The sequence below is a fragment of the Flavihumibacter solisilvae genome (assembly GCF_000814475.1).
Taxonomy (GTDB): Bacteria; Bacteroidota; Bacteroidia; order Chitinophagales; family Chitinophagaceae; genus Flavihumibacter; species Flavihumibacter solisilvae.
Map to the genome: position 1 here is coordinate 168,631 of NZ_JSVC01000009.1, position 23,434 is coordinate 192,064.

General features: G+C 49.0%; 23 protein-coding genes. 8 read left to right on the top strand and 15 right to left on the bottom strand.

The genetic code is table 11. The features are described from left to right. The first annotated feature begins 67 nt into the window (after positions 1-67). Positions 68-721, top strand: a complete 654-nt coding sequence (locus OI18_RS08745; RefSeq protein WP_039139056.1) for a protein-L-isoaspartate(D-aspartate) O-methyltransferase — start codon at positions 68-70, stop codon at positions 719-721. Here the strand turns inward: OI18_RS08745 and OI18_RS08750 are convergent, their stop codons facing one another. Both OI18_RS08750 and OI18_RS08755 read right to left on the bottom strand, forming a co-directional pair. Beyond that, a complete protein-coding gene (locus OI18_RS08750; protein WP_039139059.1) occupies positions 722-1,249 on the bottom strand; it encodes a DUF2911 domain-containing protein in 528 nt (175 codons plus the stop codon). A 26-nt stretch (positions 1,250-1,275) separates the two neighbouring features. Beyond that, positions 1,276-1,824, bottom strand: a complete 549-nt coding sequence (locus tag OI18_RS08755; RefSeq protein ID WP_052273008.1) for a dioxygenase family protein — start codon at positions 1,822-1,824, stop codon at positions 1,276-1,278. Between the two features lie 118 nt (positions 1,825-1,942). Here OI18_RS08755 and OI18_RS08760 point away from each other — a divergent pair, with 118 nt between their 5' ends. After that, positions 1,943-2,947, top strand: a complete 1,005-nt coding sequence (locus OI18_RS08760; protein ID WP_052273009.1) for an alpha/beta hydrolase — start codon at positions 1,943-1,945, stop codon at positions 2,945-2,947. An 8-nt stretch (positions 2,948-2,955) separates the two neighbouring features. Here the strand turns inward: OI18_RS08760 and OI18_RS08765 are convergent, their stop codons facing one another. From OI18_RS08765 to OI18_RS08780, 4 genes are read right to left on the bottom strand one after another with little or no spacing between them, the layout of a single operon-like run. Beyond that, positions 2,956-3,387 carry an ester cyclase gene (locus OI18_RS08765; protein WP_052273010.1) on the bottom strand — a complete coding sequence of 144 codons (432 nt, stop codon included), beginning with the start codon at positions 3,385-3,387 and terminating at the stop codon, positions 2,956-2,958. Between the two features lie 35 nt (positions 3,388-3,422). Next, positions 3,423-4,265 (bottom strand): ROK family protein, encoded by an 843-nt coding sequence (locus tag OI18_RS08770; protein ID WP_052273011.1) that lies wholly within the window; start codon positions 4,263-4,265, stop codon positions 3,423-3,425. Further along, a complete protein-coding gene (locus tag OI18_RS08775; protein ID WP_039139061.1) occupies positions 4,258-5,001 on the bottom strand; it encodes a glucosamine-6-phosphate deaminase in 744 nt (247 codons plus the stop codon). The genes OI18_RS08770 and OI18_RS08775 overlap by 8 nt, the downstream gene beginning before the upstream one ends. Positions 5,002-5,023: 22 nt before the next feature. Then, positions 5,024-6,112, bottom strand: coding sequence for a Gfo/Idh/MocA family protein (locus OI18_RS08780; RefSeq protein ID WP_039139063.1), 1,089 nt, complete (start codon positions 6,110-6,112; stop codon positions 5,024-5,026). A 430-nt stretch (positions 6,113-6,542) separates the two neighbouring features. Between OI18_RS08780 and OI18_RS08785 the strand changes: the two genes are divergently transcribed. The 3 genes from OI18_RS08785 to OI18_RS08795 are packed head-to-tail and all read left to right on the top strand — an operon-like array spanning position 6,543 to position 12,478. Continuing rightward, a complete protein-coding gene (locus OI18_RS08785; RefSeq protein WP_082037906.1) occupies positions 6,543-9,776 on the top strand; it encodes a SusC/RagA family TonB-linked outer membrane protein in 3,234 nt (1,077 codons plus the stop codon). A gap of 39 nt (positions 9,777-9,815) precedes the next feature. Next, a complete protein-coding gene (locus OI18_RS08790) occupies positions 9,816-11,600 on the top strand; it encodes a RagB/SusD family nutrient uptake outer membrane protein (protein WP_039139065.1) in 1,785 nt (594 codons plus the stop codon). A gap of 29 nt (positions 11,601-11,629) precedes the next feature. Further along, positions 11,630-12,478: an endonuclease/exonuclease/phosphatase family protein gene (locus OI18_RS08795; RefSeq protein ID WP_039139067.1), complete on the top strand. Its 849-nt coding sequence runs from the start codon at positions 11,630-11,632 to the stop codon at positions 12,476-12,478. Positions 12,479-12,480: 2 nt separating this feature from the next. On the opposite strand, the gene OI18_RS08800 is transcribed toward OI18_RS08795, so the two are convergent. Together OI18_RS08800 and OI18_RS08805 are read right to left on the bottom strand one after the other, a co-directional pair. Further along, the gene (locus OI18_RS08800) at positions 12,481-12,828 is read right to left on the bottom strand and encodes a four-helix bundle copper-binding protein (RefSeq protein ID WP_039139285.1); all 348 of its coding nucleotides are present in this window, start codon (positions 12,826-12,828) and stop codon (positions 12,481-12,483) included. 61 nt (positions 12,829-12,889) lie between these two features. Next, complete coding sequence (locus OI18_RS08805; protein WP_039139069.1) at positions 12,890-14,176, bottom strand: Gfo/Idh/MocA family protein; 1,287 nt, start codon at positions 14,174-14,176, stop codon at positions 12,890-12,892. Positions 14,177-14,276: 100 nt separating this feature from the next. Between OI18_RS08805 and OI18_RS08810 the strand changes: the two genes are divergently transcribed. Further along, positions 14,277-15,233, top strand: coding sequence for an SMP-30/gluconolactonase/LRE family protein (locus OI18_RS08810; RefSeq protein ID WP_205410011.1), 957 nt, complete (start codon positions 14,277-14,279; stop codon positions 15,231-15,233). A gap of 7 nt (positions 15,234-15,240) precedes the next feature. On the opposite strand, the gene OI18_RS23705 is transcribed toward OI18_RS08810, so the two are convergent. The 4 genes from OI18_RS23705 to OI18_RS08825 form a co-directional block, all read right to left on the bottom strand. Further along, complete coding sequence (locus tag OI18_RS23705; RefSeq protein ID WP_052273013.1) at positions 15,241-16,386, bottom strand: BamA/TamA family outer membrane protein; 1,146 nt, start codon at positions 16,384-16,386, stop codon at positions 15,241-15,243. Between the two features lie 57 nt (positions 16,387-16,443). After that, the gene (locus tag OI18_RS08820; RefSeq protein WP_039139074.1) at positions 16,444-17,310 is read right to left on the bottom strand and encodes a sigma-70 family RNA polymerase sigma factor; all 867 of its coding nucleotides are present in this window, start codon (positions 17,308-17,310) and stop codon (positions 16,444-16,446) included. A 185-nt stretch (positions 17,311-17,495) separates the two neighbouring features. Next, the gene (locus OI18_RS24515; RefSeq protein WP_152616768.1) at positions 17,496-17,786 is read right to left on the bottom strand and encodes a hypothetical protein; all 291 of its coding nucleotides are present in this window, start codon (positions 17,784-17,786) and stop codon (positions 17,496-17,498) included. 180 nt (positions 17,787-17,966) lie between these two features. Beyond that, positions 17,967-18,452 carry a DUF4304 domain-containing protein gene (locus tag OI18_RS08825; protein ID WP_039139076.1) on the bottom strand — a complete coding sequence of 162 codons (486 nt, stop codon included), beginning with the start codon at positions 18,450-18,452 and terminating at the stop codon, positions 17,967-17,969. A 143-nt stretch (positions 18,453-18,595) separates the two neighbouring features. Here OI18_RS08825 and OI18_RS08830 point away from each other — a divergent pair, with 143 nt between their 5' ends. Further along, positions 18,596-19,123 carry a DinB family protein gene (locus OI18_RS08830; protein WP_039139077.1) on the top strand — a complete coding sequence of 176 codons (528 nt, stop codon included), beginning with the start codon at positions 18,596-18,598 and terminating at the stop codon, positions 19,121-19,123. A gap of 5 nt (positions 19,124-19,128) precedes the next feature. On the opposite strand, the gene OI18_RS08835 is transcribed toward OI18_RS08830, so the two are convergent. Genes OI18_RS08835 through OI18_RS08845 form a run of 3 tightly spaced genes read right to left on the bottom strand, consistent with a single transcriptional unit; the run spans position 19,129 to position 22,377 of the window. Beyond that, positions 19,129-19,716, bottom strand: coding sequence for a hypothetical protein (locus OI18_RS08835; RefSeq protein ID WP_039139079.1), 588 nt, complete (start codon positions 19,714-19,716; stop codon positions 19,129-19,131). A gap of 25 nt (positions 19,717-19,741) precedes the next feature. Beyond that, complete coding sequence (locus tag OI18_RS08840; protein ID WP_039139080.1) at positions 19,742-21,910, bottom strand: xanthine dehydrogenase family protein molybdopterin-binding subunit; 2,169 nt, start codon at positions 21,908-21,910, stop codon at positions 19,742-19,744. Beyond that, positions 21,907-22,377, bottom strand: a complete 471-nt coding sequence (locus OI18_RS08845) for a (2Fe-2S)-binding protein (protein ID WP_039139082.1) — start codon at positions 22,375-22,377, stop codon at positions 21,907-21,909. Before OI18_RS08845 ends, OI18_RS08840 begins: the two co-directional genes overlap by 4 nt. A 108-nt stretch (positions 22,378-22,485) precedes the next feature. On the opposite strand from OI18_RS08845, the gene OI18_RS08850 reads away from it, so the two are divergent. Continuing rightward, the gene (locus OI18_RS08850) at positions 22,486-23,322 is read left to right on the top strand and encodes an MBL fold metallo-hydrolase (RefSeq protein ID WP_039139083.1); all 837 of its coding nucleotides are present in this window, start codon (positions 22,486-22,488) and stop codon (positions 23,320-23,322) included. The last annotated feature ends 112 nt before the right edge of the window (positions 23,323-23,434 follow it).

Below are 23,434 nucleotides of genomic sequence, written 5' to 3' on the forward strand. Positions count from 1 at the left end.
TTTTTGGTTGCATCCGGTGCCGCCATGGAATAATTTTTGATCCTTTCCAGGGATAACCCTATCTCCATTGGAAGAATATTATGACAGACCTAAAGATATCGTCCGGCGAAACTCACTGGTAGCCGGAATCCGCAGGAAAGGGATCGATGATGAACGGGTGCTGGCCGCCATTTCAAAAGTACCGCGACAACTTTTCATGCCGGAAGAACTACACGACAAGGCATATGTTGACAGGGCCTTTCCCATTGGGGAAGGACAAACCATTTCCCAGCCATATACGGTTGCCTACCAGAGCGAATTGCTCGATGTTGATCCGGGTACCAAAGTCATGGAAATCGGTACCGGCAGTGCATACCAGGCGGCTGTACTTGCAGAAATGGGCGCAGAAATTTATACGATTGAAAGACAGAAGAAACTATATGAAAAAGTGCAGGAACTGGCATACCTCAAAAGATATGAGAACCTGCACTTCTGTTATGGAGATGGCTTTCTTGGCTGGCCGGATCACGCACCCTATGACCGGATCCTGATCACGGCCGCACCACCTGAAATTCCGTTTTCCCTTGTTAACCAGCTGTCCATGCGTGGCTTTATGGTCTTACCTGTCGGGAAGGCCGGCTTCCAGCGCATGATGCGGATCACGAGGCAGGCAGACGGAGTTCTAAAAGAGGAATTTGACCTTTTCTCCTTTGTGCCTATGCTGCCCGGGAAACATCAATGATTAGCCCTTGGCCTTAATGGGCACCTGTAAGTTTTCCCACTTCAGGATGATCGCATCATTGGCCACTTCATAAGTCAGCTTTTCTGTCATCGCGTTCTTCTCCGGCTTCACCGTAAGCGTCATTACATCTTTCGCCGGATCACGGTTGGCTTCACCGCCCCGCTTTATGCCCCATTGACCTGTTTCCGAATTAAGGATCACTTTCCATTCCTGCTGACCAGGAACGGCAAACAGGCTGTATGAACCGGCTTTCAGCGTCTGGCCTTCCAGCTGGATGTCCTTGTCTGTCATCAGTACAGTCGCTTTGTTGGCTCCGGCACGCCAGGCCTTGTCGTAGGGAACCAGTCCGCCCCAGATCTGGCGGCCTTTTACTGATGGACTACTATAAGTGATGGTAACATTTGCACCGCCTACTTTACCGGCGGTGGTTGCGGCAGGACTTGCAGACTGCTCCTGCGCTTTAATACCGGTTGTGGACAAAAGGATCGTTCCCAATACGAGGGTAAACTTCAGGATTCTGTTATTCATGGCATTTAATTGATGATGACTTTTTCTTACAGGTAGATATCAAAATGCCCCTTTCGCATATTCCCCTCCGTAACCAGTTCGATCACCCGCGATGCGTCGGCATTCCTCGCAAAATCATTCCGGATATTCTTATCACCCTTGAAATAGATCTGTGTCGTCAGCTCTTCAAAACCTTCGGCCCTCACCTTAACATGGATATGCCTGGGCCGGTTACCATAAGATGGCGGGTAAATACTGCTGAACGTATACCTGCCCTCCAAATCAGTCTTTACCATACCGCGGCACTTGAAACCCTCATTGTCATAATCACCGTTCCGGTCACAATGCCAGATATCAACTACTGCACCTGCTACAGGTGATTTACAGTCGGATCCTTTAAAGATCCTGCCTTCTATGGTAAGGGGAACTCCGTCTTTTTCAATCATGGAACGCTGCGGCGCATCTGCTTTGTAAAATGGTCCTTCCTGGTCGCGTTGTGTCTTACAAAAGTCCTCCATTCCGGGGATCTCTTTACCAGGAATTACTGCAGAGACAACCGGCAGGCTCAAAGCTGCGAGAAAAGTTTTCCTTTTCATGGCCTGCTGAATTTAAAACAAATTCCCTTTAATACGAAATGTACCTTTGAATGTACCTTTTGACCATTGATCCGGCCTGGCATGGGAACTAGTTTTGTCACCCAGTAAATCATTATTTATGGACTCAACTATCCAAAAGGAAAGCAAGGGCACACAGTCAATTGACGCGGCAAATGATCCCGCGATCGAAGTAAAAACGAAGGCGTTTCTCAAAGCGCTGAACAGTGGTGGCGGCAAGCCAATGGAACAGATGCAACCCGGTGAAGCTCGCGCGGTACTTGAGGGTGCACAGACCTCAGTAGAAGTTGATGTTTCAGGTGTGGACATCAGCGAGAAGACGATCAGTGCAGACGGACTTTCCGTCAAGCTTTTTATCATGAGACCTTCAGGGGTTTCCGGTACACTTCCTGCTTTCATGTTCTTCCATGGTGGTGGCTGGGTGCTGGGAGACTTTCCCACGCATAAGAGATTTGTCCGTGACCTTGTGGTAGCATCTGGTGCAGCTGCCGTATTTGTGGAATATACAAGGTCGCCCGAAGCTGCTTATCCTGTAGCTATTAACGAAGCATATGCCGCAACAAAGTGGGTGGCTGCGAACGGAAAGGAGATCAATGTTGACGGAGCCAAGCTTGCCATTGTAGGCAATAGTGTGGGCGGGAATATGACAGCCGTGGTCGCACAGATGGCAAACGATAAAAAAGGTCCGGCGATCAAACTCCAGGTGCTGTTCTGGCCGGTGACCAATGCTGATTTTGAAACTGAATCTTACAATAAATTTGCGACCCAGCGATTCCTTACGAAGAATATGATGAAGTGGTTCTGGGACAATTACCTCGCCGATGCCCAGAAGCGGAAAGAGAAATATGCGTCACCCTTACAGGCTTCTTTGAGTGAACTTAAGGGTTTGCCACCGGCACTTGTGCAGGTAGCAGAAAACGATGTGTTGCGTGACGAAGGAGAAGCATACGCCCGAAAACTGGATGAAGCTGGTGTGGATGTCACACTGGTGAGGTATATGGGACTCATCCATGATTATGGATTGCTAAACCCGCTGGCGCATGTCCCTGCAGTGCAGTCTGCATTGCTATATGCAGCGGCAGCTATTAAGAAAGCTTTGGCTTAGCATAATGTTCAGGCAAGCGCACTAAGCTCCTTATAGAGTTCGAGGGCGCTTCTTTCCACCCAGCATTCCGATAAGCGTTGGTCCCGGACCTTCCAGATAGAGATCCCGGTAAATGAAACGAGCCGGCCGTCGGGTGGCAGTCCGAATATTCCATTGTTGCTGCCGGTGCAGATCCACCTGCTAACGACCAGGTCACCGGTAGCATTCGCAAATATTTCCTGGTTCACTGTGCGGGCCTGGGGAAGTACCCGCTGGAATTCACGGACCCATTCCTTGAAGGCATTCCGGCCTTCGATAAGAGTGCCGCCGCTGACAATGCTGTAGTCTTCTGTCATCAGCTCATCGATTGCATCAAGCTCGTGCTGTGGACCCCAGACGCGTTCCAGGAATCCGAGGGCAAGCTGCACGGCAAATTGTGCAGCATGGGAATCAGTTACCATAGCCACATGTTTAATACTATAAAACTAAACAATGATCAGGTAAGGTAAAGCGCTGCGGCGCCCAGCAGCCCGGCGTTTTCAAGTTCGGAGCTTTCAATCTTAAGCGTCTCGATAGTATTCCTGTATGCAAAGGTTTCGAGTGAACTCCATAAACTGTCGCGGAAAAAGGGATATGCAAAACGAACTGATCCGCCCAGTACAAAGTGATTGATGTCGAGCGCATACAGGATACGCTTGATGGCATTGCCCAGGTGGCCACCAAGTTCTTCGTACATGGCAAGTGCCGTCGCGTCTCCTGCTGATGCCCGCTTAAAGACAGTTTCACCATCTATATGATGAATGTTCCAAAAAAACTGGCCGCTGGCATAGTATTCAAGATAATGATCCTTATAATCCATCATCCCGAACTCCCCCGCACCGCAATGTCTGCCTGCATAGAGTTTCCCATCGATGATGATCCCGGTACCTAGTCCGGACCCGATCGTGAGCCCGATCATGGACCCGGTTCCCAATCCTTTTCCAAAATGATATTCGCCCAGCGCAAAGCAGTTCGCATCATTATTTACAAACACGGGGATCTTGAACCTGTCTTCCAGGATCTGTTTCAGGGCAATATGTGTCCACGACGGAATATTGATCACATCAAAAACTTCACCTTTATCAAGGTCCACCAGGCCCGGTACTCCGATTCCAATGGAGCCGACATTTTCCGACCGAAGTTTTTCCACCAGTTCAAAGACATCATCCAGCACTTCGTCAGCACTACCTTTGGCATTGATCCGTTTGGAATGGATGGATGTGAGTTCTTTTCCATCAAGAAGTCCCGCACGGATATTCGTGCCGCCCAGGTCAATTCCTATATGCAATTGGTTATTCATTTTCCAGTTGGTCAGCAACCAATGTGGCGGCTTCTTTGTCAAGGTAAATGCGCAAGCCCGGGTGCGTGCGAAACAGCGTGGCCGGAATCTGGGTGGAGATCTCTGCCTCCAGCATGAGTTTGACTATGGCTGCTTTTTTTGCGCCACTAACCAGCAGCAAAATGTGTTTCGCATCGAAGATGGTTTCGAGACCCAGCGTAACGCCAAAAGTCAGTTCCTGTTCGCCCGTAAAATATTTCTGCGCAACCTGGATGGTTGTGGGATCAAGCTTTGCAATATGTGAGCGGGATGTGGCGTCCGTTCCGGGTTCATTCATCCCGATATGGCCATTCAGTCCCAGTCCAACGATTGCCACGTCGATATCATTATTTTTTTCGATAAATGATTCAACCTCTTCGATCTCCTTTTCCATATCGGCGGCCCTGCCATCGAAAAACCGGAGCTTTGCTTCAGCAACATGCAAAGGATTGAATAGTTGGTTATCGAGGTGATACCGGCAACTGCCTTCATCACTGCCGTTCAGTCCAACCCATTCGTCGAGTCCGACGAAGTTCCAGTGACTGACGTCAATGCGTTTGTTACGCACTTCATCGACAAGTTGACTATAAAGACCTGCGGGACTATCACCCGACGCCACACAGATCAAAGGTTCGGTCCGCAATTGCATCAGTTGTAAAACATCCTGCAATGCCATCCTTGACATTTCCTCGTAATTGTCTGCTACAAAAACTTTCATCGGCTATAATTTGAACAGCGAGCTATTGGTTGGTTCCGAGCCAAAGGTCGATTGGTTTCGACACTTTTGGTTCAAAGGGAAGCATGATCTTTTTTCCCGCTGCTGCGGAAGCATAAGCAGCATATATAATTTCAAGTACGGCGCGACCGTCTTCGCCCGTTACCAGGGGTTGCTTATCCTGTTGGATACACTCAATGAAATGCTTCAGTTCGTGCGGGTATCCCTGGTTGAAAACTTCTTCATAGATCGTAAAACTCCAGCCCACAGTCGTATCGGCTTTCTCCATTGCGTAGTCATAACCTTCACGGCTGTATGACACGGCTGCATTTCCCATGAACAGGTCGGCATACACTACACCGCCGGTACCGTACACTTCGCAGCGGTCGTCCATACCACCATGTTTTGCCCAGCTGTTCTCCGCAACTGCCGTAACACCGTTCTCAAATTCAACGATCACAACTGAATTATCCTCACAAACCGTGCGACCTTTATGAAAAACTGTTGCCATTGTGGCATATACGCTTACGGCTTTTGCATTATTTAACATCCAACGGAACCATGCAATGGCGTGGCATCCCATGTCCATCAGTACCCCGCCCCCAGCCTGGTCCTTGTCGTAGAACCAGTCTGAATGCGGACCTGAATGCTTCTCGCCCTGTTTCAGCATATACAGCTGGCCGACCGCGCCCTGTTTCACCATGCTGCGTACCCGCTCATATTTGGGGGCAAAACACAGTTCCTCCGCATACATCAGTTTAACATTGGCCTTTTTACAGGCCGCGATCATTTCATCCGCTTCCTCGAGGGTGAGGGCAATCGGCTTTTCAATGATCACATGTTTACCTGCTTTGGCGGCTGAAAGGGCGGCTTTGGCATGCAGGAAATTCGGCAGGCAGATGTCCACCACTTCGCAGCCGGATTCGTTGATGATCTTATCCAGGTCATCGTACCACTGGGGGATATTATGTTTCTGTGCAAATGCTTTCGCTTTATCGGCATTACGCGCATATACGGCAACTACTTCCGCTTCGGGAATGAAGCGGTGATAACTTTCAAAATGTATATCGGTGATAAAACCTGCACCGAGCAGGGCAACCTTTGTTTTTTTCATGGCAGACTAAAAATAAAAAGTAAATCATTACTAACCGACTAAAATCTGGTAATTATGGTAAAAACAAAGGTTTAACAGGTAGGTTTACGCTGATGCATAACCGAAATCAAATTTTTAATCCTTCCTGACCTTGGCAACGCAATTCGGGCATTGTACATTTATTACATATAGCCTTTGAAAACGATTAAAATGCCATCTATGATTACAATTCGACACCCGAACAAAAGAAAAGATCTCCTTGGTAATAATTGGGTAATCTGCCAATAACAATCCCTTAACATTCCACTTATACTTTCGCGCCACGAACCAACCGGTTAACAGTTCCCACTATAAGTTGTATTGCGTGGCCATTTGAAAAAATCCCGATTCCGGGACCGGACCTGTATTGTATTTACTCACCATAACAATAATCAAAAATCACCTCACTAACATGAGACAACTGCTTATTTACCTGCTATGTCTTTTCAACCTGGCTGTATTTGGCCAGTCGACAGGCACTGTCAAAGGCGTGGTCAAAAACCCACAGGGAGAAGCGCTTCCCGGTGTAAGTGTTACCATTAAGGACAGTGACAGCACCATTATTGACAATCTTACAACCAACAATGACGGAGTTTTTACAACCGGCAACCTGAAGGCCGGCAAAGCTTATGTGTTCAGGTTATCGCATGTAGGGTATACGCTGCAGTCTACAACCATCCGCTACAATGGTGGTGAAAGCATCAGTTTCCCATTCCAGTTATCACAATCGGGCGATGCCATGAGCGCAGTTGTGGTGGTGGGTTACGGAACACAAAAGAAAGTAAACCTCACCGGCGCAGTTGCACAGGTGTCATCGGAAGTATTTGAGAACAGGGCGCTCCCGAATGTTACGCAGGGATTGCAGGGTGTGATCCCCAACCTAAACCTGCGCATTGCAGATGGAAAACCGATCCAGTCACCCACCTACAATGTACGTGGAACTACCTCTATCGGCCAGGGCGGAAGCGCACTGGTGCTGATCGATGGTGTAGAGGGCGACCCCAGTATGATCAACCCCGCAGATATTGCCAGCGTAACGGTGTTGAAAGACGCATCGTCCGCAGCAGTATATGGAGCGAGGGGTTCATTTGGTGTTGTACTCATCACCACAAAAAGTCCTGCAAAGGAAAAGATGAGCATCACTTACTCAGTAAACCATTCTATCAAAAAACCGGTGACCCTTCCTGATTTTGTTACCGACGGTTACACGTTTGCCAAGAATTTCAACGAAGCATGGACTGCCTGGAACGACTATTCACAAACCCCGCAGAATGTGAACAAGACGGTTCGTTTTTCGCAGGAATACCTCGCTGAATTCGAACGCAGGTCAAAGGATCCATCACTTCCCAAAGTGGAAGTAGGTGCCAATGGAGAATACGTTTACTACGGGAGCACAGACTGGATCAAGGAATTGTATAAGAAGAACAGCAGTGCTACAGAACATAACCTGGCTTTCTCGGGAAGCAGTGAAAAGACCAGCTTTTATGTAACAGGAAGATATTTCGGGCAGGATGGTGTGTTCCGTTATAACTCGGATGATTTCAAGACCTATAACTTCCGGGCAAAAGGATCGATACAGGTATTTCCCTGGCTCAGGTTCGACAACAACATGGATTACAGCAAACAACAATACCACAACCCGCTTAACGTGGGCGAAGGGGGCAGTATCTGGCGCAATATCGCAGATGAAGGCCATAACATGGCGCCGATGTTCAATCCTGATGGAACACTCTCCTACTCTGCTGCATATACTGTCGGCGATTTCTGGTATGGCAAGAATGGAATTGATATGAACCGCAGGGTGATCCGCAACACAACAGGATTTGTGGCAGACATCATTAAAAACACACTGCGACTGAAAGGCGATTTCACGATCCGCAACACCGATAACAACGACCAGCAGAAGCGTGTACCGGTTCCCTATAGCCGGAAACCGGGGGTGATTGAATATGTAGGAACCAGCACAAACGACATCCAGGTGTTCAATGCAAAAACAGAATACCTGGCAACGAATATTTATGGCGAATACGAAAAGAAATTTGGCCGCAGCCATAACTTCCGTGCCACTGCAGGTTTCAACTATGAGCAATCAAAATACCAGTCGTCAACCACACAGCGCAATGGGCTTATTTACCCGGATGCGGACAATATCAACCTCGCGCTTGGTCAATCCATCACTACAAATGGTAACTGGGAACAGTGGGCGATCGTGGGCGGATTCTACAGACTGAACTATTCTTTCCGCGACCGTTACCTTGTTGAGTTCAATGGACGTTATGACGGATCGAGCAAATTCCCTGCAAACGAGCGTTATGCATTCTTCCCTTCTGTATCAGCGGGATGGAGAGTTTCCAATGAGAACTTCTGGAATGTGCCGCGTACGGTTATTTCAGACCTGAAGCTGCGTGGTTCTTATGGTTCGCTGGGAAATGGAAACATCAATTCCTATGTATTCCAGGAGCAGTTCAGCATTTCGCAGTCGGGCCGGATCATCAACGGCATCCGCCCGCAACGTACCAGCCAGCCGGGCGTATTACCGGACGGGCTCACCTGGGAAACAGCCACTACTACCAATATCGGGCTTGACCTTGGGATGGTATCGAACAGGCTGACGCTTACTGCCGATGCTTACCAGCGTAAGACTACGGACATGTTTACAAATGGTGTTTCTCTTCCTGCGGTATTTGGAACAGGAGTGCCTAAAGGAAACTATGCAGACCTCGAAACAAAAGGTTGGGAACTTACATTAACATGGAAGGATTATTTCCGCGCAGGCCGCAAACCATTTAACTATGGTATCCGCCTGACACTGGCAGACAACCAATCAGAGATCACGCGATATAATAACCCGGACAAGAGGTTGACAGATTATTACGTTGGACAGAAAGTTGGCGAGATCTGGGGCTACACTACTGTTGGGTATTTTACCTCTGCAGAAGATGTGAGCAAGTCGCCGAAACAGATCATCATGAAAGGTTCCAACAGCGGAATTTACCTGCCGGGTGATATCAAGCTGGCAGACCTGAACGGTGACGGAGTGGTTGACAATGGCACCAATACGGTAGGCAATCCGGGTGACAGGAGAATAATCGGCAACTCAACTCCAAGGTATACCTATGGCATTGCCCTCGATGCAGACTGGAACAACTTCTTCTTTGCAGCATTCTTCCAGGGAGTTGGAAAACAGGATTGGTGGCCAGGTAGCGAAGCCAGCTATTTCTGGGGCTTATACAACAGGCCATACAACCGGATGCCCAAATGGCATTTAGATGAAATGTGGTCTGAAGAGAACCCTGACGCATACCTGCCGAGGCTGCGTGGTTACACGGCACAGAACGGCGCCGGCGTACTGAACCAGACGCAGACAAAATACCTGCAGAACATCGCTTACATCAGGCTGAAGAATATCCAGCTTGGTTACAACCTGCCCAAGCAACTCACCAGCAAACTGAAAATGACTGCTGCCAGGGTTTATGTGTCAGGTGAAAACATCTGGACCTGGTCACCGCTTTACCGCGTTACAAAAGATATCGATGTCGAAAACACCAGCGGTTCTGATGCAGTGGTTACCAGTGGTACATCCGGTAACGGGTACAACTACCCGATGCTGAAAGGATATACTATGGGAATTTCAGTGACCTTTTAACGTAATACAGTAAACGAATAATTTTCAACAGAAAATAAGATGAGAAACCTGATTATAATAGCCGGTCTCTGTGCAGCTTTTACCAGCTGTGACAAGCTGGACCAACAGCCCGAAGCCACGATTTCGCGTGATGCTATCTTTGGAAGCGAACGCGGCATTGAGTTGTACACCAATTCATTTTACGACAACCTGCCTGATGGGAACAGTATCTTCAGGATCGATGAAATGGCAGACTATTCTGCCCGCAACACGGTACCTGATTTCATCAGGCCGGGAGTATTTACACCCCGGCAAAGTTCGGGCTGGAGCTGGACTGCCTTAAGGAATGTCAACTACTTCCTGGAGAATATCAGTACATCTCCCCTTCCACAGGACGTAAAAGACCATTACACCGGCCTGGCACGCTTCTTCAGGGCCTGGTTCTACTACGATAAGGTGAAGCGCTTTGGTGAAGTACCCTGGATCGGCAAGACCATGAACGTTGACGATCCGTCACTTTTCAATAAGCGTGATTCACGTCAGCTGGTGATGGACTCAGTACTTGCAGACATCAATTTTGCCTGTGACAAACTGCGCGCAACGCAGGAGAATTCGCGGAGCTCCATCAACAAAATGGTTGCAAATGCGGTGAAGTCAAGGATCTGCCTGTTTGAAGGAACATTCAGGAAATACCATGACTACTCGGGCGGACTCGCAGAAGGCCTGGGTAGCACATCACAAACCTGGCTCCAGGAAGCTGCTACAGCTGCAGAAACAGTAATGGCACAGGGTGGTTATTCGCTCAATACTGCAGGCGGCGCTGACAAAGCTTATCGCCAGTTATTTATCAGCAATGCACCGGTAGCGAATGAGATCATCCTGTCGGCAGTTGCAGATGCGACGCTGAACGTGCTCAATGATGCCAACTGGTGGTGGACCAGCGCAACCTATGGCGCAAGGGTGAGCCTCACCCGTACGTTTGTCAACACCTACCTGAAGCTTGATGGAACACCGTTCACTGAAACTCCTGGATACCAAACAATGCCGTTTGCAGAAGAGGTAAAGAACCGTGACCTCAGGTTGAAGCAAACCATCCGTTCAGGTGATTACAAGCGGATCAACGGTGGCGTAACAGAAGCTGCTCCTCCCGTTTTTTCGTATACCTATACCGGTTACCAGCCCATCAAGTGGACGCTCGATGATACGTATTTTGATGGCGGCACCCGCAATACCAATTCCATTTCGATCATCAGGTATGCTGAAGTTTTGCTGAACTATGCAGAAGCAAAAGCAGAACTCGGCACACTGACTGACGACGACTGGAACAAAACGATCGGTGCACTGAGAAGAAGAGCGGGAATTACCGGTAACACAGCGATGAAACCGGTGATCGTTGACACTTACCTGCAATCCAACTACTTCCCCGGGATCGCTGATGCAGCATTGCTGGAGATCAGGCGGGAAAGAGGAATCGAACTGGTATTCGAAGGACTCCGTTTCAACGACCTGGTAAGGTGGAAGAAAGGTGAATTACTGGAAATGTCCTGGAACGGATTCTATGTAAGCAACCTCAACCAGGCAATTGACCTGAACGAAGACGGGAAAGCAGATGTATTGTTTTACAAAGGCACGGCGCCTGCGCCTATCGCGGGAGTTACATTCATCAACGTTTCAGACATTATCAATGGAACGGCCAACCCGCAGCGGTTGAGTGGTGACACACAGGGAGAAATCAACTGGCTGAACAATATTCCGCGGAAGTGGGAGAACAAAAACTACCTCTATCCTATCCCGGAAAATGACCTGCTGATGAACCCGGCACTTGGCCAGAATCCCGGATGGTAATAAATTCACTTCAACATTTAATTACAGACATGAACAAATCCAGGTTGATCCTTACCACAATTATTGCTTTACTTGCCGTGCAGATTGCATTTGCACAACAGATGATCATTGGAACTTACAATCTCAGGTTCGACAACAAAAAAGACAGCGGAAACCTCTGGGTTGACCGGGCACCAGTTGTTGTTGACCTCATCCGGTTTCACGACTTCGATGTGCTGGGAACCCAGGAAGGTTTGAAGAACCAGCTTGATGATATTTCCACAGCGTTGCCCGAATACGACCGCTATGGTAAGGGACGTGATGACGGCCAGGACAAAGGCGAGCATTCCGTTATTTATTTCAAGAAAGACAAATTCAAATTGCTGAAGAGCGGTGACTTCTGGCTGTCGCAGACGCCGGACAAACCTTCTCTTGGATGGGACGCAACCTGTTGCAACCGGATCTGCAGCTGGGTGCAGTTACAGGATAAAAAGTCAGGCAAGAAATTCTATTTCTTCAATGCGCACTTCGATCACCAGGGTGTACAGGCAAGGCAGGAAAGCAGCAAGCTGATCCTGCAGAAGATCAAAGAGATCGCAGGTAAGGACCCGGTGATCTTTACAGGCGACCTTAATGGTTCACAGCAGTCTGACTGGTATAAAGTTCTTGCCACTTCAGGCTGGCTGAATGACAGCTATAGCGCAGTGAAACATCCTTATGCCAACAATGCTTCCTTCAATGGATTTGGTTTATCGAAGCGGCAAAGCAGGGATATCATCGATCACATTTTCACCACAAGCCAGTTCACTACTACCAAATGGGGTATACTGACGGATACTTACTTCGGAAAGTTTCCATCAGACCATTTCCCGGTACTGGCAGTGATCACACTGAAATAATCTCAGGCCGCTGACCCGATATAAAGGGAACAGGCTTCTGCACATTGCCGGCATGCCTCTGCGCATAGCCGGCAATGTTCCATTCCCATTGCCGCATGCTTGTCACACTCGCGGGCGCATGCGAGACAGATCTCGGTACATTCTTTCATCAGGTGTGGCGCGTGTGGAGAAATTCTTGCTACAAAGGCTGCAGTTGTTGTGCAGATATCCGCACAATCGAGGTCGATTTTGATGCAGGTGGTCAGGTGCTGAACCGTAGGTTCATCGAGACAGGAAGATGCACAATAGTGACATGCCGCAGCACAGTTGTGCAATGTTTTCAGGATTCCCTGGTTTTTATCGATAGCCATGTTAATGGTGTTTGAGTTATATAACATGGCATAAATATCATACCAGTCTGCCCGTAATATTCTACACCGGGTAAACCCATGGCGACCTGTAAGGACGCTGCAGCAATGCAGACGCTTCACTGTCACCGATGATCAGTTCCTTCTCAGGATCCCAGGTAATGCTCCGGCCTGCTTTAGCCGACAACATTCCCAGCAGGCTCATATTCGTAGAGCGGTGGCCTATTTCAATATCGCAGACCGGGCGTTTTTTCTTTTCAATCGACTGCAGGAAATCGGCCCACAATTCCTGGATATTGTTATCGTCTTTGGTATGCAATACGGGGTCGGTATGGATGATTTTCTTGTTCTTGTCAGCCGGGTAGAAAGTCCACCCATCCAGCCAGCCCATATGGAAAGTGCCCTCTGTTCCGTAGAAATAACAACCCACATTGGTCTTCTCCGCTTCATTCGCGGCATACAACCGGTGCTCCCATACGGCGGTGAATGATTCGAATTCATAGTTCACCACCTGGGTGTCGGGCGCGTCGGTATTATCGCGACGGATCCGGCGGTCTGCAGTTGAATAGATCTTCCGCGGTGCTTTTTCTTCTGTCCACCACAGGATCTGGTCCATCCAGTGAATGCCCCAGTCGCCCAGTTGCCCATTCGCATAATCCAGGAACTGCCGAAACCCCCGCGGATGCATGGCAGGATTATAAGGCCGTAGTGGCGCCGGTCCACACCAGGCGTTCCAGTCGAGTCCCAGTGGAACTTCAGCATCAGGAACCGGTTTACCTGCGTCGCCACCATAGTGCACAAATGCCCTTACCATCCCGATCTTGCCCGCCTTTCCTGATTTCAGGAATTCCATTCCTGAGATATTATGCGGCGAAACGCGCCGGTGCGTGCCTACCTGGACTACATTGCCGGTAGCGCGCGCGGCTTTCACCATTGCTTTGCCTTCATTGATCGTGTGACCGATCGGCTTTTCTACGTACACATGCGCTCCTGAATGAAGCGCGGCGATCGTGATCAGCGGGTGCCAGTGATCGGGCGTGGCGACTATTACGATCTCCGGTTTTTCTTTCTGTAACAGCTCACGATAATCCTTATACGTTTTTGGCCTGTTGTTAGTCAACTGGTTCACTTCGGTGATTGCCGGTGCAAGTGCCCTTTCATCGACGTCACAAAGCGCTACAACCTGCGACTGGCCGGCGGCAATGGCTTCCCGCAGGATGTTCATTCCCCACCACCCTGTTCCGATCAGCGCCGTCCGGTATTTCGCATACTTCGTCAATTGCGGAACAATGGGCATGGTTGCCACGAGCAGGCCCGAAGAAGACATTTTGAGGAATTTTCGCCTATGCATGAGCTGACTTTTAGTGATATGTAAAATACTGAATGAAGAAGAGATATAGTAAATTCATTCCATGAAATACTTAACGATCTTAATTGTCATAATAACCTGTATGAATTCCTGCAAACCAAAAGAAAAGCAAAGCATCGGCACGTTAGAACGAATTGATCCCGCACTCGATGCCATCATCGACAATGAGGCAAGAGCGGAGATCATCGCGGAAGGATTCGACTGGAGCGAAGGCCCGGTCTGGATCGAGAGCATGAAAACACTGCTGTTTTCCGATGTTCCGCAGAACACCATTTACCAGTGGAAGGAAGGAGAAGAACACAAGGTTTACCTGAAGCCTTCGGGATATACAGGGCAGATCCAGCGTGGCGGGGAAACAGGATCGAACGGGCTGCTGCTGAATAAAAAAGGCCAGCTCGTGATGTGCCAGCATGGTGACCGCAGGCTTGCCGTGATGAATGCGCCGCTCGATGCCCCGGCACCGGATTTCATCTCGCTGGCCGACCAGTACAACGGGAAAAAATTTGACAGTCCTAATGATGTGGCCCAGCGAAGCAATGGTGATTATTATTTCACTGATCCGCCATATGGATTGGAAAAATACATCGATGATCCGCTGAAAGCTGCTCCTTACCAGGGTGTTTACCGGGTTACTGAAGGCGGAGTTGTTTCATTGCTGATCGACAGCATTCCGCGGCCAAACGGGATTGCCTTTCTTGGCGACAACACACTGATCGTTGCCAATTCAGAATCGGAAAGGGCGATCTGGTATGCGTATGATATTGCGGCAGACAATTCGCTCACGAATGCGCGCATCTTTTACGATGCGACTGAAGCTGCAAAGACGGATAAGGGCGGACCTGATGGATTCAAGGTGGACAAGCATGGGAATGTATTTGCGTCGGGGCCTGGTGGCATCTGGATCTTCGACAAAAATGCCAAAGTATTGGGAAAGCTGAAGATCCCTGTCCCGGTATCGAATTGTGCACTAGCTGATGATGACAAGACGCTGTATATAACTGCGGATATGTATGTGTTGAAATTCAGGATGAAAAAATGAGCGGAGATCAGAAGGCTTCGGCGAAGTTGATGTAAGTGCCTTTGATGCCGTGGGGACCGAAGCCGAAGTCGACCCGGAGGTTGGTGTTGTTCTTACTGTCGACCCGGATGCGGAAGCCGCCACCATAGGAAAAGTGAAAACCATTAATGTTCATGTTGGCATATTTGTCGGCAACCCGCCCGGTTCCAAACCAGGCTGTAACTCCAAAAATACTCCAGACGGGCATGCGATATTCGATCTGTGCATCAACAGCTACCAGGTCGCGGTAGGCACCTTCATAGTAACCACGCATTTTGCTGTCGCCACCCAGTTTAGCCAATTCATAAAAAGGTACATCACCATCTGTCATAGTGGTGGTTGCCTGGAAAGCGATCACGTGGCGGAGCCAGGGATTGATGAAGTGCCGGGCATCCAGCTCAAACTTGGTGAACTCATAAGTACTTCCCAGGAATGACGGAAAGCGGATCACCGAAGCGATGACGTAATATCCCTTATACGCATTATAACGACTGTCGCGACTGTCATATGCTATAGCAGCACCAAGACCAACAGACCAGCCTCCGTTCAGTCCTGTTACATCCTTCCTGATCAGGAAACTGTTGCTGTCTGGTTTAACCGTAAAATAGTTTGACATGTCGAAAACCGGGCCGGCATAGAACTTTTCTTTTATCCTGATGAGCTGGGCGAGGTAGAATTTCAGGCGGTCGTATTCTACTTCTTCCACACTATCACGAACCACATCATTGCCTATCCCAAAAATGTATTCCGGTTGCTTTTTGTAATTGATGTAGCTGATCGCCACATATTTGTTCTCCTTCCAGCTGAGCTCTGTTGCTACGGAAGCGTTGATACGTCCCTTGGTTGAAAAGGTAACCACCTCTGAAAGCTTGGTGGGATTGGAGATCGTGTCCTTCTTCGATAGTGTAAAGAGATTGAATTTTGCAAGTCCGAATACCTGGCCGGCTTCTGAAGAATAAGTTAGGATCGGGACGGGAATCTTTTTGAACAGGGCTTCCATCTTTTTATTGAACTTGTCGAATCCGGTGCTGTCTTTTTTCTTACTTAAACCGGTACTGTCTTTTTCCTGGCTGAACGTCGTTGTTGCCAGGCAGATGCAACACAGCAGGGATATCGTGAAGCGACCCAAATGCATTATACATTATTGTTATAAACAATATACTAAAAGGCAACTGCATTTCGGGTGATGGTTTTACCCCAGGTATGCGCGCAACAGGTGGGTATTACGGGTGCGTCGCAGTTTTTCAATAGCCTTATCGCGGATCTGCCTAACGCGCTCCTGGCTCAGGTCAAATTTGGCGGCAATGTCTTCGGTACTGAGCGGCCGCTCCATTCCAATACCGAAATAATAACATAGTAATTTTTCCTGGCGGTCATCCAGCATTTTCAAGGAGCGTCTCAGTTCGCGCTGCAGCGACTCTGTATAGTTTACCGACCTGTCGGCATATTCAGCGTTGGGATTTTCAATAAGGTCGAGCATGGAACCTTCGTCGTCAGCGGAAAGCGGCATATCGAGACTTTGCGCTTTGGTATGGCGGCACATGCTTCGCATGACTTCGTCCGGGTCCAGTTCAAGGGAATCAGCAACTTCCTCGGGTGTCGGCGTACGCTCCAGTTGCTGTTCCAGTATCACCTGCGCCTGGTGCAACCTGTTTCTCAGCAACACCCTGTTGATGGGCAGCCGGATGGTATCGGCATGCGTTACGATTGCATGCAGGATGCTTTGCCTGATCCACCAGACAGCGAAGGAAATGAATTTGAATCCGCGGGTATGATCGTATCGTTCTGCTGCCCGCATCAGCCCAAGGTTGCCTTCGTTAACCAGGTCGGAAAGCGGCAGTCCATGACCCTGGTATCTTTTTGCAACGGAAACTACGAACCGGAGGTTGCCCCGCACCAACCGTTGCCTCGCAGTCGTATCTCCGTTACTGATGCGCAACATCAATTCCTCTTCCTCTTCAACTGTAATGAGCTTCTCCCTGCTGATGTCCAGCAGGTATTTTTCCAGGCTTAGCGAATCACGATTGGTGATGGATTGGGAAATGGTGAATGCACGCATAAGTTGTATTAAAGAAAGAGCCTTAACCTGTTGCAAAGTAACGGCGCCGGTCAGGGTATAGAAATAGAACGGGTTACAGATCGCGTGTAATAAACCATGCGGTGGTGTTGTAGAAAGATTACTACAAAAAAAATCCCCCGCTGACTGGCAGCGGGGGTATTTGACACATAACATGAGAGACTTGTTTATCCTCCGATGATGATCACACCGGGATCAATGATCACGCGGGGTGGACGCGGCGGGCGTGGAGGAGCAGGCAGGCGATAAACGCGACGATGGCCATCACAGCACTGGTAGCTTCTTTCATAAGTGCGACCGCAGTGCCTTGGTTCGTAACGTTGTTCGTAACGACCGCAGCTCCTGGCTTTGTAGTGGCCTTTTTTCTTTCCGCCGCCGTGTGCCATTGCAGTGTTTACGAGCGCCGAAACGGAAAAGAGCGTTACCGCTAACGTAAGGGTCCGGATAATTTTGCTCATGCAGAATTGATTTTCGTTTGTTCATTACCGCAACATCTGTGCCGCAAACTAACAAGTGTTCAGTTTTGGGAGGGTGATTAACAAATTTCTAGGCAAAGTGACGGCCGTGGGGGGGTGAAACCGTCTTAAAGGCGGGACAACGCTATCTGGGCTATAGAAAAAAGTAACAGAATTTGCAGTTTAGTTAACCGGCGGATATCGTTCAACTTCAAGATTTAGAAAATCCCAGAGTTTTGGCATCGTATGATGCCTTATCATTTTATTATTTATTATTTCGTGTTTAATTCCTTCAATTGTACTAACCTTTTTTAGAAATGGCATGGCTCGGTATTTCAGAATTTCCTGTATAAAAGCCTTTCGCTCAAACAGTGGTATAGAATCATCTTCCAGGTCAAAATTCTTTTTCACAATTTCACGATCAACCTGGTATTGACCTAATTCCCAGCTAATAAAATTGCCATTTATGGGTTCTGGCACATTCGAATTATCCAGTTGCTTGACGATAACATCAAGCAATATAGAAAATTGTCCTCCCCAGGGAGACTTTTCGAGTTCCAGAATTGCGAAGCATTCCTCACTTTCCAAATACCACATACTCTTTATCTTCTTAAATCCCTCATCTCCTAACGTTTCAGAAATTATCTTTATTAAATCTGATTTATTCACAAAGTTTATTTTTAATATACGTCAAGCTACCGGTTGTAAAAGGAAAGAAATGTATTCATTCAAGACCCAATAAAGAGTCAGTATCTTTAATGGATACGCATTATCGCTTCTGTCAAAACTATGGTATTAATTAAATTATAAACATGTCAGACAACCCTATTATTCAACCAGAACATTGGTTACGGGGACCAGTTGCAAACGTACCTTCAATGCTTCAACCGGTTGCACATGCGTTGCTCCAGGCACGGGATGAGATCAACCAGGCGATGGAGGGCTTCCCTGAAAACGGGTTATGGGTGAAGCCCGCAGAGATGGCTTCGGTTGCATTTCACCTGAAACATATCCCGGGTGTGCTGGACAGGCTGTTCACTTATGCTGATGGTCAGGAGTTATCTGCCACACAGCGGGCATATTTGGCTGAAGAGAGTAAAGATGACAGCTCACAGGATGTTGCCAGGCTGTTAAGCATGCTAAATGCGGGCATTGACGAGGCTGTAAAAAAAGTCGGACTGATCGATGCGGAAACGCTTACAGATGAACGACTGGTAGGCAAAAAGCAACTACCCTCAACAGTTATAGGATTGCTGTTCCATGCCGCCGAACACACGATGCGTCATACCGGCCAGTTACTGGTAACTGCGGCAATAGTACGATCGGATCCAGGCAAATAATGTGCTTAGTCGGGCAATACTGCGCCCTTATCAACCCACAGTTTAAACTGGCGGACAAACTCTACATGCTGCAATGGAGGCAAGGTCCTGCCCTCTCCCGGATCCCAACCCCATAGCACGAGTTTATCGTGGCTTACATGTTCAATAAGTTGCGCCATGGTTTTGTGGCCATTCAGGTCTTTATTTTTCAATTGCGCGGCAAGTTCCCGGGGAGATTTTCCTTCGAAAACCATTTTCATATCTGCAGGCGGTAAATGCCAGGTAGGATTGCCCGGCGGTTGGTTCAGTCCCGGTGTATTTGTTGCCTGGTGACAATTACTGCACTTCATGGCCGACACCCCTTTCCCATCGTCACCACGCGTGACGCCCATAGTATGAAGATGGCTATCATCCCCCTGCAAAGGCACATCACCTTTCGGATGACAGTTCATGCAACGCGGACTCATCAGCACCTTATATACTTCAAGAAATGCCTCTTTGGAGATCCGCTCATCGAGTACTGCCTTGTCTTCGTTTACCCGTGGCTGAAAGGAAACTGAAATCACCAGCACAGCCAGAAGCATAATTATCCCACCCATGATTTTACTGAGCATACAAAAGGGTTTTATTGGTTCGCTGTCATGTTGTTTTCAGGTCTTCAGGCCGCAGAGGAAGTGTTCTTATCCTTTTCCCCGTTGCCGCGAAAATTGCATTTGCAATAGCCGGTGCAATTGGCGGTGTCCCGGGTTCGCCGGCGCCACCCATTTTTTCCGTGCTCTTTACTATATGGACATCAATCACCGGCGCTTCATTCATGCGCACCATTTTGTAGTCATGGAAATTGCGTTGCTTCACACGGCCTTTTTCCAGCGTGATTTCGCCATATAACAGTGCTGTAAGACCGAAAATGATCCCGCTTTCCATCTGCGCCGCTACGCCATCCGGGTTAACTGCTAATCCGCAGTCAATAGCACAGGTCACCTTATGCACTTTGAGTGCATCGTTTACGATGGAAATCTCAGCCACTTGCGCAACACTGCTTCCAAAAGATTCATGTACTGCCACGCCGCGGAAATGACCGGCAGGCAGGGACTTGCCCCATCCTGATTTTTCGGCGGCCAGGTTTAGTGCGGCAAGGTTCCTGCCATGATTCTTCAGCAGCGAACGCCGGTATTCAACCGGGTCCGCTTTCGCTGCAAATGCCAGTTCATCGATCATGGTTTCCATAACAAACGCCGTGTGGGTATGACCGACAGAACGCCACCACAATACCGGAACATTTACAACCGGCGAATGCAGCTCAACAAGGTGATTGGGAATCTCTTTCATGTAAGGGGAATCGGAAATTCCTTCAGTTGAAGCAGGATCGATTCCGTTCTGGATCATCGCTTCGAACGGTGAACCCTGCATGATTGATTGACCGACGATCGTATGTTTCCAGGCACCTGGTTTACCGTCGGTTGCGGGCATCACCTGCACTTTATGAAGGAAAGCAGGACGATAATAACCACCGCGCATATCATCCTCACGACTCCAGACGAGTTTCACATTTTTGCCGCTGGCCTTTGCCACATGTACTGCTTCCACCACATAGTCGTTATCCTTATTGGCACGACGGCCGAAGGCACCGCCAAGGAAAGTGGTGTTCACCATTACCTGTTCCGGTTTCATACCAAGGACTTTCGCAGCAGCCGTTTGCTCCTGCATCTGGAACTGTGTACCCGTCCAGATCTCGCAGGAATTTTCAGACAACAGCACTGTACAGTTCATTGGCTCCATAGCAGCATGGGCGAGATAAGGAAAGAAATATTCCGCTTCAATTTTTTTGCTGCCCTTCGAAAGCTCTGCATTTACATCACCGGCCTTTGCTGCGGCGACACCTGTGGTAGAAGCTATCCTTTTGTAAGAATCGAGCTGGTCGCGACTGTCAATCGCTTTAGCCGGGTCAATATCCCATTCCACTTTCAGGGCATCGCGGCCAAGCTTGGCTTCCCAGTAATGATCCGCAAGTACTGCTACCCCGGAAGGGATCTCAACCACCTGCTGCACACCAGGAATAGCTTTGGCTTTGGAGGCGTCAAATGATTTCACCTTAGCACCAAAAACCGGTGGATGGGCCACAACTGCAGTGAGCATGCCAGGGAACTGCATATCCATCCCGAATTTGGCTGTGCCATTTATTTTTTCGGGTGTATCCAGCCTGCGTTTCGATTTGCCGATGTATTTCCATTTGGAGGGATCACGCAGGGGCACATCCGAAGGCGGCGGCAGTTTCGCAGCAGCTTCAGCCACTTCACCATAACTCAGCTTTTTATTGCTTGCAGAAATCACATATCCATTTTCTGTTTTGCACTTGTCGGGCGTAGTGTTCATTTTGTCGGCAGCTGCCTGGGTCAGCATCATCCGTGCTGTTGCACCGGCTTTGCGGTAACGGTCGAACTCTGACCAGGTACTTGTAGAGCCACCGGTCAGCTGGATTCCGAAAGCAGTGTGGATATATGGCGCACCGGCAGGACCATGTTCAACTTTGATATTGTTCCAGTCACAGTCCAGCTCTTCCGCAATCAGCATGGGCATGGTGGTCCATACGCCCTGCCCCATTTCGGAATGTGCCAGCAGGATCTTGACAGTATTGTCGGTGCCGATGTGCAGGTAGGCATTCTGGGTTATGAATTTAGTGCCATCAGCGCCATCAGCAAGTACTGTCTTTCTGTTACCGGCAGGAACCGAAAACGGGATGATCAGTCCACCCGCAATGATGGTGCTATCCTGTAGGAACTTTCTCCTGGTTAGGTTTGATTTACTCATTTTACACCTCCTTCTTTTTGGAGTTTCGCGGCTTTGTGAATGGCATTCCTGATTCGCTGGTACGTGCCGCAACGACAGATATTCCCTGACATCGCCTGATCGATGTCTGAATCGGATGGATTGGGATGGTCACGGAGCAGCACAGCCGCACTCATGATCTGGCCGGATTGACAGTAGCCGCATTGCAGCACGTCATCTTCCAGCCACGCGCGTTGCAACGGGTGACTGTTATCTTTTGATAACCCTTCGATGGTGGTTACTTTCTGGCCGGCAGCGCGTGAAACCAGGGTAACACATGAGCGCACCGCTTCCCCGTTCAGGTGAACGGTGCAGGCGCCGCACTGTGCCATACCGCAACCAAATTTGGTACCCGTAAGTCCGAGGTGATCACGCAATACCCATAACAGGGGAGTATCGGGCCTTACATCAACAGAATGCTCTTTTCCATTAATAGTCAGCTTTACCATAAGATGTATTTATTTGATGATCAACAGCAGAGGGCAGGGATCTGTGGGACTCTCTAAAGTTACCCAAAAAAGCAAATTGCGTGCTATTTTCGCGGCAGAAACACCTTCATGTCGCTTTATATTTCTTCACTGAATTCCGGCAGCAATGGAAACTGCTATTACGTAGGCGATGAGCGCGATGCCGTGCTGATTGACGCGGGAATCAGCTGCCGCGAAACAGAGAAACGCATGAAGCGTTCGGGGCTCTCTATCGACAGGGTGAGAGCGGTGTTTATTTCCCACGAACATTCTGATCATATCAGCGGTCTGCGTGTGCTGGCAAAAAAGTACCAGCTGCCGGTTTATGTAACGGCCGAAACCGGGAAGTACCTAAACCTCGGCAGAGAACCTTACAGCATTCATTTTCTCCGGCCATTTGAACAGGTGCAGATCGGCGGCATTTCAGTGACCCCGTTTCCCAAGGCCCATGATGCCAGTGACCCGCACAGTTTCCTGGTCGCATCTGCTACGATCAAAGTGGGTGTTTTCACGGACATCGGTGTGGTGTGTGACCAGCTGATCCACTACTTCAAACAATGTCATGCCGTGTTTCTGGAGTCGAACTACGATGAAGAAATGCTCGAGAAGGGAAATTATCCCTGGCACCTGAAGAACCGCATCCGCGGCGGCAAGGGGCACCTGTCCAACCGCCAGGCGTTCGAACTCGTGCTTGCGCACCGTCCGCCCTTCATGAGCCACCTGCTGCTGTCGCACCTTTCGAAGAACAATAACTGCCCCGATCTTGTGCGCAAGCTCTTCAGCCATTTCGATGACCACATGGAAGTTGTCGTCGCCTCGCGCTACAACGAAACCGCCGTTTACAACATTTCCGAAAACAGTCTCACCGGCATCCACCTCGACCGCACGGTTGCCAACCCGGGCCAATACCAGCTGACGCTGTTTTAATTTCACCCGTCGGGTGGCACCCGACGGGTGAATTATTTTTCAGGTTTCTCCCGAACCGAAATAGGGTGAAAAAATGTTGGCGTAGGGGAAATTATCCCTGGCAACAGAAGAA

Excerpts from the sequence above, each read along its gene's own strand:
- OI18_RS08750 (WP_039139059.1), bottom strand. The coding sequence starts at position 1,249 with ATGAATAACAGAATCCTGAAGTTTACCCTCGTATTGGGAACGATCCTT.
- OI18_RS08840 (WP_039139080.1), bottom strand. The coding sequence starts at position 21,910 with ATGAGTAAATCAAACCTAACCAGGAGAAAGTTCCTACAGGATAGCACC.
- OI18_RS08845 (WP_039139082.1), bottom strand. The coding sequence starts at position 22,377 with ATGGTAAAGCTGACTATTAATGGAAAAGAGCATTCTGTTGATGTAAGG.
- OI18_RS08795 (WP_039139067.1), top strand. The coding sequence starts at position 11,630 with ATGAACAAATCCAGGTTGATCCTTACCACAATTATTGCTTTACTTGCC.
- OI18_RS08835 (WP_039139079.1), bottom strand. The coding sequence starts at position 19,716 with ATGCTCAGTAAAATCATGGGTGGGATAATTATGCTTCTGGCTGTGCTG.
- OI18_RS08810 (WP_205410011.1), top strand. The coding sequence starts at position 14,277 with ATGAATTCCTGCAAACCAAAAGAAAAGCAAAGCATCGGCACGTTAGAA.
- OI18_RS08760 (WP_052273009.1), top strand. The coding sequence starts at position 1,943 with ATGGACTCAACTATCCAAAAGGAAAGCAAGGGCACACAGTCAATTGAC.
- OI18_RS08850 (WP_039139083.1), top strand. The coding sequence starts at position 22,486 with ATGTCGCTTTATATTTCTTCACTGAATTCCGGCAGCAATGGAAACTGC.
- OI18_RS08830 (WP_039139077.1), top strand. The coding sequence starts at position 18,596 with ATGTCAGACAACCCTATTATTCAACCAGAACATTGGTTACGGGGACCA.
- OI18_RS08785 (WP_082037906.1), top strand. The coding sequence starts at position 6,543 with ATGAGACAACTGCTTATTTACCTGCTATGTCTTTTCAACCTGGCTGTA.
- OI18_RS08790 (WP_039139065.1), top strand. The coding sequence starts at position 9,816 with ATGAGAAACCTGATTATAATAGCCGGTCTCTGTGCAGCTTTTACCAGC.
- OI18_RS08820 (WP_039139074.1), bottom strand. The coding sequence starts at position 17,310 with ATGCGTGCATTCACCATTTCCCAATCCATCACCAATCGTGATTCGCTA.
- OI18_RS23705 (WP_052273013.1), bottom strand. The coding sequence starts at position 16,386 with ATGCATTTGGGTCGCTTCACGATATCCCTGCTGTGTTGCATCTGCCTG.
- OI18_RS24515 (WP_152616768.1), bottom strand. The coding sequence starts at position 17,786 with ATGAGCAAAATTATCCGGACCCTTACGTTAGCGGTAACGCTCTTTTCC.
- OI18_RS08780 (WP_039139063.1), bottom strand. The coding sequence starts at position 6,112 with ATGAAAAAAACAAAGGTTGCCCTGCTCGGTGCAGGTTTTATCACCGAT.
- OI18_RS08805 (WP_039139069.1), bottom strand. The coding sequence starts at position 14,176 with ATGCATAGGCGAAAATTCCTCAAAATGTCTTCTTCGGGCCTGCTCGTG.
- OI18_RS08775 (WP_039139061.1), bottom strand. The coding sequence starts at position 5,001 with ATGAAAGTTTTTGTAGCAGACAATTACGAGGAAATGTCAAGGATGGCA.
- OI18_RS08755 (WP_052273008.1), bottom strand. The coding sequence starts at position 1,824 with ATGAAAAGGAAAACTTTTCTCGCAGCTTTGAGCCTGCCGGTTGTCTCT.
- OI18_RS08765 (WP_052273010.1), bottom strand. The coding sequence starts at position 3,387 with ATGGTAACTGATTCCCATGCTGCACAATTTGCCGTGCAGCTTGCCCTC.
- OI18_RS08800 (WP_039139285.1), bottom strand. The coding sequence starts at position 12,828 with ATGGCTATCGATAAAAACCAGGGAATCCTGAAAACATTGCACAACTGT.
- OI18_RS08770 (WP_052273011.1), bottom strand. The coding sequence starts at position 4,265 with ATGAATAACCAATTGCATATAGGAATTGACCTGGGCGGCACGAATATC.